Annotated in this window: 12 protein-coding genes; 1 reads left to right on the top strand and 11 read right to left on the bottom strand. The window is 41.2% G+C overall.

Features of this window, described 5'->3' with window-relative positions:
- Positions 1-282: 282 nt before the first annotated feature.
- The 10 genes from QQK05_RS00750 to QQK05_RS00705 form a co-directional block, all read right to left on the bottom strand.
- Positions 283-471, bottom strand: coding sequence for a DUF2065 domain-containing protein (locus QQK05_RS00750; protein WP_284295439.1), 189 nt, complete (start codon positions 469-471; stop codon positions 283-285).
- Between the two features lie 59 nt (positions 472-530).
- Positions 531-1,412, bottom strand: coding sequence for a protease modulator HflC (hflC, locus tag QQK05_RS00745; RefSeq protein WP_284295436.1), 882 nt, complete (start codon positions 1,410-1,412; stop codon positions 531-533).
- A gap of 3 nt (positions 1,413-1,415) precedes the next feature.
- Positions 1,416-2,558 (bottom strand): FtsH protease activity modulator HflK, encoded by a 1,143-nt coding sequence (gene hflK, locus QQK05_RS00740; RefSeq protein WP_284295435.1) that lies wholly within the window; start codon positions 2,556-2,558, stop codon positions 1,416-1,418.
- Between the two features lie 122 nt (positions 2,559-2,680).
- Positions 2,681-3,961, bottom strand: coding sequence for a ribosome rescue GTPase HflX (gene hflX, locus QQK05_RS00735; RefSeq protein ID WP_284295434.1), 1,281 nt, complete (start codon positions 3,959-3,961; stop codon positions 2,681-2,683).
- 33 nt (positions 3,962-3,994) lie between these two features.
- Positions 3,995-4,264, bottom strand: a complete 270-nt coding sequence (gene hfq, locus QQK05_RS00730) for an RNA chaperone Hfq (protein ID WP_284295433.1) — start codon at positions 4,262-4,264, stop codon at positions 3,995-3,997.
- An 87-nt stretch (positions 4,265-4,351) separates the two neighbouring features.
- A complete protein-coding gene (gene miaA, locus QQK05_RS00725; protein ID WP_284295432.1) occupies positions 4,352-5,287 on the bottom strand; it encodes a tRNA (adenosine(37)-N6)-dimethylallyltransferase MiaA in 936 nt (311 codons plus the stop codon).
- A 6-nt stretch (positions 5,288-5,293) separates the two neighbouring features.
- A complete protein-coding gene (gene mutL / locus QQK05_RS00720; protein ID WP_284295431.1) occupies positions 5,294-7,132 on the bottom strand; it encodes a DNA mismatch repair endonuclease MutL in 1,839 nt (612 codons plus the stop codon).
- 99 nt (positions 7,133-7,231) lie between these two features.
- The gene (locus QQK05_RS00715) at positions 7,232-8,554 is read right to left on the bottom strand and encodes an N-acetylmuramoyl-L-alanine amidase (RefSeq protein ID WP_284295430.1); all 1,323 of its coding nucleotides are present in this window, start codon (positions 8,552-8,554) and stop codon (positions 7,232-7,234) included.
- Positions 8,555-8,568: 14 nt separating this feature from the next.
- Positions 8,569-9,042 (bottom strand): tRNA (adenosine(37)-N6)-threonylcarbamoyltransferase complex ATPase subunit type 1 TsaE, encoded by a 474-nt coding sequence (gene tsaE / locus QQK05_RS00710; RefSeq protein WP_284295429.1) that lies wholly within the window; start codon positions 9,040-9,042, stop codon positions 8,569-8,571.
- Positions 9,014-10,564 carry an NAD(P)H-hydrate dehydratase gene (locus QQK05_RS00705; RefSeq protein ID WP_284295428.1) on the bottom strand — a complete coding sequence of 517 codons (1,551 nt, stop codon included), beginning with the start codon at positions 10,562-10,564 and terminating at the stop codon, positions 9,014-9,016. Before QQK05_RS00705 ends, tsaE begins: the two co-directional genes overlap by 29 nt.
- 23 nt (positions 10,565-10,587) lie before the next feature.
- Here QQK05_RS00705 and queG point away from each other — a divergent pair, with 23 nt between their 5' ends.
- Positions 10,588-11,730, top strand: coding sequence for a tRNA epoxyqueuosine(34) reductase QueG (gene queG, locus QQK05_RS00700; protein WP_284295427.1), 1,143 nt, complete (start codon positions 10,588-10,590; stop codon positions 11,728-11,730).
- A gap of 8 nt (positions 11,731-11,738) precedes the next feature.
- On the opposite strand, the gene QQK05_RS00695 is transcribed toward queG, so the two are convergent.
- Complete coding sequence (locus QQK05_RS00695; RefSeq protein WP_284295426.1) at positions 11,739-15,239, bottom strand: hypothetical protein; 3,501 nt, start codon at positions 15,237-15,239, stop codon at positions 11,739-11,741.
- Positions 15,240-15,250: the final 11 nt, after the last annotated feature.

Genomic DNA, 15,250 nt, shown 5'->3' with positions numbered 1-15,250 from the left:
TTCACATGTTGGTAAGAAAATTAGGCGGGGATTCTAACAAATATCGCTTGCTAGTAAAAGCATTTATTGACCACTTTTTAACCAAACCAACATTTAATAATTTGGTAGGTCTGTAAACGGTTGTTTTAGCTAAGTTGAATGTCGATTGAGGAGATAATTAGAATGAAAATAAATATTAATCCTGCACTGATAAGTCATTGGGCAGTGTTTTTACCAATGTAAAAATTACAGCAGCACTTTTAACTTCGACGGCAAGCGTTTGAGCTTATTTAATTTCATGCTTCAGCTCACCAGCCATAATACGATTGCGCCGATTGCCATTATCAATACACCGGTATTTCGAATAGTCGTTGTTGGCTCTTGGGCCATTCTTGCAACATATGCACGCCATTTATTGGGAAACAATGCCGGTACAATGCCTTCAATAATAAATGCGAATGCAAGAGCTGTGATAAAAAGTTCTATCGTCATATCATCTATGTCACAGATACAAAAAAGCCATGACACTGTCATGGCTTCTTAAATATTGCTTATTTCGCTTTAGCGGTATCTTTCAAATAATGGAAGAAATCACTGTCTGGTTTAACAACCATAATATCATTTTTGCTATTAAAGCTCTTTTCGTAAGCCTCTAGGCTACGGAAGAAGCTGTAAAACTCAGGGTCTTTGTTGTATGCATCCGCGTATACTTTCGCTGCTAATGCATCACCTTCACCTCGAATTTCAAAAGCGCTCTTCTGTGCGTCGGCTAACATAACTGTCACTTTAGCATCAATGGTTGCACGAATAACTTCAGACTGCTCTTGACCTTTCGAGCGATGCTCTTTTGCTACCGCGTTACGTTCTGCGCGCATACGCTCAAATATTGAGTTACTCACCTCATTCGGTAAGTTAATCGCTTTTACTCGAACATCAACTACTTCAATACCTAGATCATCACGGCTACTTACCGCACTTTCTAGTGCTTTTGCCATGAGGTCGTCACGTTCACCAGAAACAATTTCTTGGATAGTGCGTGTACCAAATTCAGTACGAAGACCATTGTTCACTTTTTGCTTCAATAGTGCCGATGCATTATCAAAGTTACCTGATGTACGTAAATAAAAGCGAGAGAAGTCTACGATACGCCATTTAACGTAAGAATCGACCATCAAGTCTTTTTTCTCTGCCGTTACAAAACGATCTGGCGCTTCATCGAGTGTTTGAATACGAGCATCAAGCTTTTTAACTGATTCAATAAACGGGACTTTAAAGTGTAGGCCTGGTTCATACACAACCATCTCACCGGCACTATCACGCTTAATTTTTTTGAATTGGAATACAATACCGCGTTGGCCTTCTGCGACAACAAAAACGCTAGAAACACCAAGAACAAAAACAACAGCAAGTAGTAATACAGAAAAGTTCTTCATTGCTTAGTTTCTCCCACTGTTAAAACGATCGTTACGACCAGTAGAAGTATTCACTTTACTAGGTACTGACTGCGGCACCGACTGCACCGGTTGCTGAATAACGCGAGGCGCATTTTGCTGTTGCGTCATGATCTTATCAAGTGGTAAATACATCATGTTGTTGCCACCATCGACATCAACCATAACTTTTGAAGTATTGCTGTACACTTTTTCCATTGTATTAATGTACAAGCGTTGACGTGTAACTTCAGGAGCAGCTTGATATTCAGGGAGTAGCTTATCAAATCGAGCTACAGCACCTTCTGCATCTAAAACGGTTTGTTGTTTGTATGCTAATGCTTCTTGCTCCAAGCGCTTAACACGACCACGTGCACGTGGCTCAATACTTAATGCATACGCTTCTGCTTCTTGAATGTAACGTTCTTCATCCGCTTGAGCTGCAATTGCATCATCAAACGCATCTTTAACTTCTTCAGGTGGGCGTGCATCTTTAAAGTTAACGTCTACCACCAATAAACCCAAGTTGTAGGTTTCAATGATACTGTCAAGCTCTGCCCAAACTTGTTGACGAACAGCTTCACGACCACTCGTTAATACATCATCCATATTCGCATGACCAACAACATAGCGTAGCGCACTATCAAGCGCATCACTTAAGCTATCATCAGCATTTGTCACGCTAAAGATGTAATCACGCGCGTTAACTACACGATACTGAACTTGCATTTCAACACGCACAACATTTTCATCTTGCGTTAGCATGAAACCAGCAGCCGGTAAATCACGAGTTGTTTGAACATCAACAGGGATGATCGTTTCAATGAACGTCCACTTCCAGCTCAAACCAGGCTCTACTAATCCAACATATTCACCAAAACGTAACTTAACACCACGTTCAGCTTCTTTAATGGTATAGATACAAGAATAAGCATAAACAACCACTGCCACTAACATAGCTAATATAATGACAGCGCTTGGGAAACTATTATTTGATTTGCTTGATGAGCCACCCGAGCCACCAAAAACACCGCCAAACTTATTACCTAAGTCTTTAAATAAATCATCTAAATCAGGTGGTCCCTGGTTATTACCACCTTTATTTTTCCAGGGATCTTTATCGTCTTTCCCCGGTTCATTCCAAGCCATGATGCTCTCCGAATAGTAACTAAAAAATTATTATGCTGATGATATTGTCATTTTCGACAAAACAGGAAGAAAAAACAATATATCAGGCTGTTATAGCAATGAAAATAAAAATATCATTGCCATTAATGTTCAATAAAGTGTTCGAGCGTTTCTGTCTTTGCGATCCTATTCCACTCTTTTTCCGGTAACTTAACTGCTAAAATACAGTTGCCTTGCTCATCGTAGGTCTCTTTCGTTATACAATTGAGTTGGTAAAACTCACCTCGTAACTTACCTGCAGATGGCGGAATCCTTAATGTGTGCTGTACAATCTGTATCCCTAAACGTTCTGCTAACGCTTTATAAAGCAGCTCAATACCTTGATTGGCTCTCGCAGATAACCACACCCGAATAGGGACACCATTTTCATCTCTATCTATACGTGGCGCAATATCATTTAGGTTATCTATTTTGTTACAAATTAATAATTGTGGGACATCGCCAGCATCAATTTCGGTAAGCACATCTTCTACTTGTTCCATATTTTCTTGGCGTCTTTCATCAGAAATATCGACGACATGAAGTAACAATTGTGCTTCTCTCGTTTCCGTTAATGTTGCTTTAAACGCAGCCACTAAATCATGTGGTAAATGACGAATAAAACCCACAGTATCCGCTAAGATAACGCGTCCAACATCTTCTACGTCAATACGACGCAAAGTCGGATCAAGTGTTGCAAACAGTTGGTCAGCGGCATAAACATCAGCCTGAGTAATCGTATTAAACAAGGTTGATTTGCCGGCGTTTGTATAACCGACTAACGATACAGTTGGTAACTCAGCTCTCGTTCGAGATCGTCTACCTTGCTGCCTTTGTTTCTCAACTTTATCCAAGCGCTTTTGAATACTGTTCATACGCTCACGAAGAAGGCGACGGTCAGTTTCAAGCTGTGTTTCACCTGGACCACGCATCCCGATACCACCTTTTTGACGCTCAAGGTGGGTCCAGCCTCTAATTAAACGTGTGCTAATATGCCTTAACTGAGCAAGTTCAACTTGCAACTTACCCTCGTGGGTACGAGCTCGCTGAGCAAATATATCTAAAATGAGTGTTGTGCGATCAACAACGCGACACTCACAAACTGCTTCAACATTTTTCTCTTGTGATGGGCTCAAACTATGATTGAATAACACAACATTAGCATTGTGTAGTTTTACTGCTTCCGCAATTTCTTCAACCTTACCTGAACCGACAAAGTATTTGCTATGGGGGGTGTTTCGCTTGCCAGTAATCACATCAAGTGCCGTAACACCTGATGATGACACTAACATTTCAAATTCTTGTAGATCTTCTCGACTACCTTCATCAGGAAAATCTACATGAACTAATATTGCTTGCTCACCTGCCTGATAACGATCAAACAAATGAAGTACTCCTAATTGTTGGTACTACAAGCATTAATCCTGATTGTCCATTGGCTGGTTATAGCCACCTTGGTTACCAGTTGGAGCAGGATTAGTGTTTACAGCACGTGCCGGTACGACCGTCGAAATAGCGTGCTTATACACCATTTGACTTACCGTGTTCTTTAATAAAATAACAAATTGGTCAAAAGACTCGACTTGACCTTGTAGCTTGATGCCGTTTACTAAGTAAATTGCCACTGGAATGCGGTCACGACGTAATGCATTCAAAAATGGGTCTTGTAAAGATTGCACCTTTGCCATTATTGGCCCCTTTTCTTATTGTTAGTGAAAATAAATTTTTCAATTCAGTAAGTTAACTTACTGTTAACAATCATTATACACAATTGTTTATAATTTGCTTATCTGCGATGTAATTACTTGTAAATTGTTGTTATCTTCCATGTCCAACCAAGTAAGTCCATCCCATCCCCTCAACCAAGTTAATTGACGTTTAGCCAATTGTCTAGTGGCACATACCCCTTTAAAGATCATTTCATCAAAATCATAGTCACCATTTAGGTGCTGCCACATCTGTCTGTAGCCTACACAGCGAATCGATGGCAGATTTTCATGCAAATCTTTACGAGCTTTCAATTTAATAACTTCGTCTTTAAATCCTTGCTCAATCATCTGATTGAAACGTAACTCAATGCGTTCGTGCAAGGTTTTACGCTCTTTTGGCGTAATCGCGAATTGTAAAACATCCCCTTCCAAACGTTGACCTTTAATTGCAGTTAATTGTGTCAAAGTATTTCCGGTGATTCGGAACACTTCAAGCGCACGAGTCAAACGTTGAGGGTCATTGGGGTGAATACGAGCAGCCGACTCTGGATCGATCATCGCTAATTCTTGGTGTAAAGCATCCCAGCCTTTTTCGTTTGCCTCTAACTCAATCTGCTGCCTTATATTCGGGTCAGCTTCTGGTAGTGGTGATATTCCATCAATCAAACTCTTAAAGTACATCATAGTGCCTCCAACCAATAAAGGAATCCGACCACTTTGACGAACTTCATCTATTGCTTGTAGAGCGTCCTTACAAAACTCCGCCGCCGAGTAACTATCAGCTGGGTCAATCAAATCGATTAACCGGTGAGGATATTTTCCTTGTTCAGCCAACGTGGGCTTTGCAGTACCAATATCCATGCCTTTAAATACGAGCGCAGAGTCAACACTGATAATTTCACACGGCAACGCATCATATAGCTCCATTGCTAATGCAGTTTTACCTGATGCTGTTGGCCCCATTAAACAAATAACGGGCGGTAATTTTATTTCAGTGGACATAACTTACTACTTTAATTGACTCACTATGGATGTAAGGTCAACTATAGTCGAATTCAAGCCAATATATTGATTAAAATCATCTGGATGCTGATTTTGCATGTCTCGCCATATCGGCAAGTAAGCATTCAACGTGTATTCTTCTGGTAATAAATAGTCAGCTAAGAAGCCTAACCAATAGTCATCAACGGTCTTTTCTTGCTGCTGGACATCCGTCAATTGGCTTAAGAAAGTTAATGCTTTTTGAAAAAATTCATTAATATCTAGTTGACGAAATAATGCAGGAAACTGCTTCACAATAACGCCTTGCTGATAAGCTAGCTGGACGCCTGATTGTTTTAGTAACCGCTCAAATTGAGTAAGCAATTCAACTTGTTCTTTCTCAAGACTTATTTTTATTGGTAATAGCAAGGGTTGACTCACCAGTCCTGTTGACCACTTTTGAGTGAGCAATGCCACTTTTGATTGTTTCGCTAAAGTAGGCGCATGGAATACTCGCAACTTACGCTGATCAATAATTACAGCGTAGTCATCTTCGATAACGCCCACTAACTGAAGCGTCTCATCTTCTCCACCGGTGACATTAATGTCGTTAGCATTAGGCGTTTCAGAACCCGAACGAGCTGGTGTCATTAGTTGTTGATAATTTGTCGCGGCTTGTTTTGATACCGCCGGAGCGCTCCGATATTCTGGTATGTACTGTGATCCAGTAGCACCTAAACCACTCGTCTGAGCACTCTTCAACGGGCTCACATAATCACGTACTTCACCTTGCTGAGATTGCAGACCAGTAAAGTCAGTTGTTATAGGGTTACCTGTGTGTTCTGGCAGCGCTTCGTTTATCAATTCTGCACTTTGTACAATCGCCTTGTGGCATACAGAATAAATAAAATCGTGAATATAACGTCCCTGATGAAACCTCACTTCATGCTTTGCTGGATGCACGTTAACATCAACTTCACGGTGATCAAGCTCAAGAAACAAAACAAATGCCGGATACTGATCACTTGGCAAATATTCGCTGTATGCCTGTTTAATCGCGTGATTAATTAACTTATCACGCATCATCCTACCGTTTACATAGCTATAGCATAGGTCATTCTGATTACGTGAAAAGCTTGGCAAGCCAATCCAACCCCATAGCTTGATATCATGATGTTCCGTTTTTACTTCAACAGAATTATTGAGAAAAGGTTGTCCACAAACTTGTCCGATGCGTTTGGCAAAGCTCTCTGGAGAGGTGCATTGTCTGTAGTGCTTCACTTGTTTGCCGTTGTGAGTCAATATGAAACTCACGTCAAAACGCGCTAATGCGATGCGTTTAATGACTTCTTCAATATGGGTGAATTCAGTTTTTTCTGTTCTTAAAAATTTTCTACGGGCGGGCGTGTTAAAAAACAAATCAACAACATCAACAGTTGTTCCATTGGGATGAGCAGCTGGCAGCACTTCTACAGCCATATCCCGGCCTTCCGCTCTGGCTTGCCATGCTTGATCTTGCGCTTCAGGTTTAGCCGTCAATGTTAAGCGCGCGACTGAGCTGATACTTGCTAGCGCCTCGCCTCGAAAGCCCAAACTTGCAATAGCTTCCAAGTCATCGAGATCTTTAATTTTTGATGTTGCATGACGACTTAATGCCAGCGTTAGCTCATCTTTAATAATGCCTTTGCCATTATCAACAATACGTATTCGCTTAGCGCCACCTTTTTCAATGTCGATTTTAATTTTGGTTGCACCGGCGTCTAAGCTGTTTTCAACGAGTTCTTTAACAACCGATGCTGGGCGCTCCACAACCTCACCTGCAGCTATCTGGTTAGCTAAACGTGCAGGTAATATTTGAATTGTCATAAAAAAATAACCCCAGTACTGGTTAAAGAGTTAGCTAACGCCATCATAAACTTACTTTTTATTATTGAATCGACAGATATAATCTCGAGATCACGTTTGCTAATCGGCACGTGGTATTTTTAACGTTTGACCAACTTTAACAACATTTGAGCGTAGATTGTTTGCCTTTTTCAGTTTACTCACGGAAACGTTATATCGCTGTGCCAACACAGATAAAGACTCTCCTCTACTAACCGTATGTTTCTTGGTTGCAATAGTTGCGTAATAACTGCCTGCTGGCGGATTATCTAAATAATAATTTCGAATGCCATCAAATATCGACTTAGCCAGCTTTTGCTGATGTTTTGGCGATATCAAGTTGCGCTCTTCTTGATGGTTAGAAATAAAGCCCGTTTCGACCAAAATTGAGGGAATATCAGATGCTTTAAGCACGGCAAAATTACCATTTTGCGGCGTTCGTTTGTGCATTTTGGTAATTTTACGCATACGGCTAATAACACTTGAGGCGACACCGTGACTTACTTCAAGTGAATACTCTTTACTCATATCCGCTATCGTAATCGCCAAATTGTCATCCGCAGTATTTTTTATCACACTGCCACCGCCACCTAACAGTTCAGAGTTCTTTTCTCGATTCACTAACCATCGAGATAATTCTGATTCAACACGTCGGTTTGTCACTAACCATACTGAACCGCCGCTAGGCTGAGGTGTGCGGAAAGCGTCTGCGTGAATAGAAACCAAGAAATCAACATTCTTTTTTCGGGCAATCTTCGAGCGGTCGTTAACGTGGATGTAATAATCCCCAGATCTAATGAGAACTGCCTTTAATCCTTTTTCTTTGTCGATTAACTTTTTCAGGCGTTTTGCGATAGCGAGGGTTACATGTTTCTCATACGTCCCTTTGTTACCGATCGAGCCTGGATCTTCACCACCATGACCTGCATCTATGCCGATAACAATATCTTGTTTTTGCTTTGGTGGAGAAACGGCGACATGTGTTTTTTGTTCTTTATCGAATAAATCGATGACTAGACGATGACCATACTGGCCAGCGGGCGCCAGTGGAAAAACCGTTGTTTTATACTTTGCGTTGAGCTCTAAAACAAGCCGAGTTGTGCCCGTTTTCTTTGACTTACTCGTCCTGATTTTTCGGATACGAGGGTCGTTCTTACCAATTTTAGCGAGATTTACATTTCTTTTTGAGTTTTCAAAGTCAATAACCAATCGGTGAGGCGCGGTCAGTGTAAAATATTTGTATTCCGGCTTTTTACCTAAATCAAATACAACTCGGGTATTCTCGGGCGCAGGCCAGACACGCACAGAGTCAATAGTATTCGCGGCCTTGCTACCAAATGAAAGTAACAACAAGCTCAATAATACAAAGCGAATTATATTGCCAACGTTACGCTGAAAACCCATACTTTTCCTACTACTTACGCCTTAAGTTGATTAACTAATTTATCACCCAATGCTGATTGAGCAACCACCTCAACCTCACGATGTTCACCACAATACGATAAGTTGATGATAAAGTCAGCTGATGGAATCATGCCACCACCACGCTCTGGCCACTCGATAAACGAGCAACTAGTTTCATTAAAATAATCTCGTATGCCCATATATTCAAGCTCTTCAGGATCCGCCAGCCGGTATAAATCAAAGTGATAAACCTGCCATGGAGTCAGTTCATATGGCTCAACGAGCGTATAGGTTGGACTTTTAACATGGCCTGAATGTCCCATACCTTGGACAAAACCTCTTGTTAATGTTGTTTTTCCGGCGCCTAAATCCCCATTTAAATAGGCAACAACACCATGATTTAACTCATTTTTAATGATATTAGCTAACGTTGAGCCCAAAGCTATCGTAGCCTGCTCATCAACTAATGTCGCTTGATATTGGTTCATATACACTTTTCAATAATCGTGGAAACTGTTCAAATAAATCACTTGCTAACAAACCTATGTGGCCTTTTTTAGCAGCAATATTATCACCTGCTTTCCCATGAAGATAAACTGCTAATCGGGTTGCTTCGAGTAAATTTTTAGTCTGCATCGAGGTCGCGGCAATGACACCAGCCAGTACATCCCCCATTCCACCCGTTGCCATGCCGTGATTTCCTGATGTATTCACCCATGTCTGGTTACCGTCACTAACAAGAGAGCCAGCACCTTTTAACACGCAAATACAACGATATTTCTTAGCTATTTTTACCACAGCATCAAAGCGATTGGCTTCAATGTTTGCTACAGAGGTATTGAGCAATGCAGCTGCTTCTTTTGGATGCGGCGTTAATACCCATTGATTATTTGTGCCTTTGGCCACCCCATTAGGCATATACGCATTGAGCAAATGCAGTCCATCGGCGTCAATCACCACCGGTTTATCGTCTGATATGACACAAGTAAACAATGCCTTCGCCCATTGACATTGCCCTAGGCCTGGACCAATTAACAAGGCTTTCGCTTTATCGAGATGTCCACTTTTGCTCAGCAATTCAGGGCTAGATTCAGCTAACATAAGTTCATAACGGTTGGCTGTAATGGCTTGGTGATTTTCCTGAGCACTTGCGACAGCAACAAGAGGAGCACCGCATCTCAGCGCAGCTTCACTTGCAAGACGAATCGCACCGGGCATTCCTGCTTTACCACCTATGGTCAACAATAACCCTAAGCTTCCTTTATGTTGGTTCTTATGTCTCGCACTAAGCGACGGAAGATTATTAAACCGCTGGACAAAACACTGACTTTCAACACGTTGGCAAAATACGTCGCCAATTAATAGCGGTTCAAAAATGAGCTTACCAACATTATGCGTTGCATTTCCCGTTAATAGCCCTTGTTTTAAGGCAATAAAACTGACCGTTGCGTCTGCCTCAATAGCAAAAGGTGATACTGCGCCAGAAGACGCATCGATACCGGAAGGAACATCAATGCTGATGACAGGAAGATTTGACAATTCAATCGCTCGACTAATGCTTGCGATTAACTCAGGTAGTTGACCAGTAAACCCAATACCAAAGATAGCATCAACTATTATGGTGTTGTTCTTTCCAAATTGAAGGTTTTGTGATTCCTCAATGGACAGGCATGCAGTCACGGTTCCGCCAGCATCTATGTATTGCTGATAAGCTAATCGCGCATCTCCCTTTAAATCAGCGTCTTGCGCGAGCAGGATAACTTCAACATTAATGTCATGACACAATGCTAAATAACCAACAATAAAGCCATCTCCCCCGTTATTGCCTTTGCCACAAAAAATCATCATTGATTGCTGACAGTAGTGCCGTTGAAGAAAATCAAATACCGATTGACCTGCACTTTTCATTAACTCGAACATCGGAACATTTTCCTGATGTGCCACTTTTGATTCATTACGTAACACGGCCGTGCCTGAATAGGCATGCTGTGGTAAACTTCGCGTCACCATAATTATTCGTCATTTACGTGTTTGTGAATTCATCTATTAACTATCAAGAACTGGCTGAAAAAATCAAGCTTTGGGGACAAGAGCTTGGCTTTGCGCAGGTTGGTATTTGTGATATTGACTTGACAGAACATGAAGAAAAGCTGCAAGCATGGTTGGACAATAACTATCATGGCAATATGGAATATATGGCCAAACACGGCTTGGACCGTGCTCGACCACAAGCTATTCACCCCGGCTCGATTCGCGTTATTAGCGCACGAATGAATTATTTACCTGCTGAAGCTAAGTTTGCCAAAATACTAAAGCAACCCAAGCACGCATTTGTCAGTCGTTATGCATTGGGGCGTGACTATCACAAATTAATGCGTAAGCGACTCAAGCAACTAGGTGATCGCATAAAAGACTACTGTCAAGAGTTCGAATTCAGACCTTTTGTTGATTCTGCACCTATTTTGGAACGACCATTAGCTCAAAATGCCGGATTGGGCTGGGTAGGCAAACATAGCCTGTTGATTAATCCCAAAGCAGGCTCATGGTTTTTCTTGGGAGAGCTATTAGTCAACATACCACTCCCTATTGATACACCTGCCGATAATCAATGTGGACATTGTGTCGCATGCCTAAAAATTTGCCCAACGCAAGCGATCGTTGCACCTTATGTTGTTGATGCTAGACGCTGTATTTCCTATCTCACAATTGAGCTTCGTGATGCTATTCCTAAAGAATTAAGACCTTTAATGGGTAATAGAATTTATGGCTGTGATGATTGCCAGCTTATCTGTCCGTGGAATAAATTTGGTCAATTAACCCAAGAAGATGATTTTAGTCCAAGACAGCATTTAGACAATGTTGAGTTACTAACCTTATTTGCATGGGACGAAGATAGCTTTTTATCGAAAACGCAAGGCTCACCAATCAGACGTATCGGCTTTGAGTGCTGGCAACGAAATATTGCAGTTGCACTGGGCAATGCCCCCTATGATTTGTCGATAGTACAAGCCTTAAAGGCCAAGCGGGAGCATTCCACACCAATGGTTATCGAACATATCGATTGGGCATTGGAACAGCATGAGATAAAGGCGAAGCAACAAATCATCCCAACCAATGAGCGACTCCAAGCTCGCCTCATTCGCAGTATAGAAAAAGGCATGCCTAGAGACGCATAAACGCGAGATTAAATTGCCTCTGCGAAGCGTTTCAGATCTTGAATATCTCGCGCGATCTCAGGAAGCAAATGACTTGCGTCGCTCATTGCTTGTTGCTCAATACAATGGCTTAATTGCTCACTCCAGGCTAACAATTCTTTACTCGCTATTATTTTGCTAATTTGTTCAAGCTTAACGGCCTGATCCTTCGCGCCTACCATTGATTTGACTGCTAGAGAATATTTTAATTGCTCAACTAAAGTTTCTAGTTGCTCAAAGTACTCATCTGCCATTATTGCGGCGAGTTCTGGGCCCCCAACATTCTGGGCATACTGAGACACATCGAAGCTTAGCAATGACGCTTCGTTTTGCTTCGGGCTTTCGATGACGCTAGCTGTTGGTGCCTCATGAGCTATAGTCTTAGCGACTTTTTGAGGTTTAATAGCCAACCATGGCGATAAAGTTTCAAGCCATTCTTTAACTGATGCATCGGCTTGCATATTGAAAACACTTAGCGCATCACTTCCTTTAAATTCTGTCTTAGATAATGAAATAGCTGTTCGCCTAAGCTGTTTTTTCAATTTTATCGAGTTTACATCGGTTAATGGGTAATCAGTTACCAATATACGATGTAAGCCACTTTGCCATTGTGATTTAGCTTGTTCTATTGACGTTGCGACACACACTTTAAACCCAAGCCAGTTCAATAATGCCCCAATGTAATGTTGCTCACTAAATCGGTCCGTCGCAACAAGCACACTGATATTATTTTTTTGACAATTCAGTGATTGTAAATCTTGATGATCGAATACTCGGTTATAATATGCCTCAGACTGCATAAACTGACTGAGCACGTCTAATAAATTCGCACCAAGCTTTAGATTAAGATTGAAACCATGGGTGTCGTACTGGCTTAATGGTAGTGTCGAAACATCATCAAGCACGAACAATTTTGGCGTCAAGCGTTCTGGCAGTTGCTCTATCAAGGATAACAATTGGTGAGTATCATGATGCCCTGCTTCATCAGCTGTTATCACAAGGCCAATTTTCTTTTTCTCCAAGCGATTAACGTCAAAAAATCCGCGAGCATGCTCTAAGCTACTTACGGCAATCACTTCCGTTGAATATGGTTTGAGGAGCGAGTCTAAATGTTTGCGATTAGCTTCCTCTTTGACGATTAATACGATGCGAGTTGATAGACTTGGCGCTTCATATTCGGCTTTAATTTTTTCAATGTTTTGGCGCGTTGAATGCGGCAATTCGAAAGAAAATTGCCAGCCGTGGGACTGTTGAGTCAGCTCAATTTTATCAACATGCAAGTAGTCTAGTAACGCTCTGGCAAAGTAACCTTGATCAAACGTCGATGCTTTTGGCTGGCTTTCAACTTGATGACTAATTAATAACATTGCTGCCGGCAGGTTTTCTAATGGTTGTTCTTGTTCATAGGTGAAATGATACTTAACCATTAGCTGTGCAGCATTTTGATCAACAATTTTAGTTTTTAATGTCAGATCACCGTGCTGTCTAACAAATTGAATGTCGAGTAAATATGACAGGACATAATGATAATTAGCCATATCAAGCAATACAGTCGCGCTTTCTAAGGCCATATTTTCATTGTCTAAATGCTCAAATATTAACGACTGTTGAAGATCTTCAAATAAGTGATTTCGTTGATATTGCGCTTCACATACCATGCCCGAGAGCGCTTGAGCTAGTCTCACCTCGGTAAACTCTGGGTTGGTTTTGTCTATGTGATTTCTCGCCCAAAGTTGCCCTCCTTCGCACCATTTAAGTAATTGATTCAATTGTTGTGCATGACGCAAAGAAGCCCTATCGATTCGAGCCAAACTCTGTTGCGAGAGACAGGCAGAAGCCAGTTTACGATGTATATGGCTAAATACTTGTTGCTCGCCTTGCCACTGTTTTTGTTCGTCGATTTGTAGTTGTTCGATCGTTTGATTTAACTCGTTAACCTCGATGCTTCGTTCGGTTTCATCGAAAATGAAAACGGATATACCACGTTCAGTGGCTATTAAGTTAAGACAAGCATACTTCCCATTATCAAAGGCTAAATTAAGTTGTGTAGCCAACTCTTTATTCTGTTTAAGTCGACGAACGCTCTCGACAATTTCACGAGCTTGCTTAACGCTAACCAGACGCCTCCAGCTAAATGTCGATCGATATGATAAATCGACACTTGTCATTGTTATTAACCAATTAAACGAGCTCTCGTTAAGTGAGATATTACTTCCCTTAAATGCGTCGTCCTGAATGTATAACCCATTACCATAAGTCGATAACATGTGATGGAATAGTTCCAATTGCTGCTTTAACGCTTGGTAGGCTGATTCATCATGCTCCGGCTGAATCACATCATTCAGCATTGACTGGATTTGGTGTTGACTCTGTGTCGACAGTGCTTGAAGAGTCGCTTCATTTTTCCCTATTGATACACCAACAAGTTGCTCAGTTTCTTGCTCAAGCTTGGTAGTACGTCGCAATATCGCGTTTAATACAAGGAAAACTGCAAAGAGCAGCATCGTAATGACAATAGCCAATCCAATATAAATGTCTTGATTCGCTAAGTTGAGTTGGTAACTTTTTAGGAAATTAGATAATGCTGGAATCGGTGGTGAAATAGCTCGTTGGTTGCGCTCAAACAACAAGCCAAGTTTCGCATTTTGTTCATCAATCGCGATTAAGTAGTCCTGTGCTAGACGAACTTGCCCTCGCCACTTGGCTATCAATCGGTCATCATTAAACAGTAAATCATCTAATAAGGTTAATTGCTTGGCAAGCTCATCATTTTCTGCTGCTAACTGATCCTGATAAACGCCTTGCCATTGATTGAATTTTTCAGCACTTTGCTCAAGCAGATCAATATCATCAGACTTGGACAGAAATGACATTTCCTCAAGTGTCGCCGAGACTTTATTTAAATGACGGTTTGCTTCTTGATAGTCTTGAATATCATGACTGACATTCGTATGAGCAATCGCTCTTGAAGCCGTCACGCGATCGCTCACTTTATCGGCTAAGACTTGGTTATAAAGATTCGCTTGACGATCTCTCATGACCGCCAACAAATCAATCATGGAGTGATTAATAAGATTAATTAAACCTAGTGCTTCATCCGTTAAGGTGCTATTTCGTGTTTCATTACTGACAAGTCGATTAGCAAGGTTATCAATCTCATCATTTTCTAATAGCGGAAAAAACTCCCTGGAATAGCGCCCTTCAGATTTTAAATTTCTCAGGTTTTCAATGATTTGCTGATGCGTACTCGATAACGAAACCGATCCATTACCAATCGATAACTCAGAAAGCTCATCTTGTAATTCAGATATTTTTATCGATATCGCTTTTTGCTTCGCCAATTTAGGTAAATAATTTTGACTTACCTGGCGATCATATTCGAAGCTTTGCCACAAAAAAACGCCACTGAGCGCAACGATAATAATTACAAGCAATCCGATGATTAAAGCTTTTGGCTGAAGTAGTTGTGAGCTTGACTTATGATCAGTCAAAACAATTTCCT

The organism is Thalassotalea loyana (assembly GCF_030161435.1).
Classification (GTDB): domain Bacteria; phylum Pseudomonadota; class Gammaproteobacteria; order Enterobacterales; family Alteromonadaceae; genus Thalassotalea_G; species Thalassotalea_G loyana.
Note: the sequence above shows the minus strand (reverse complement) of the source record. Positions and strands in the feature narration are given on the sequence as shown.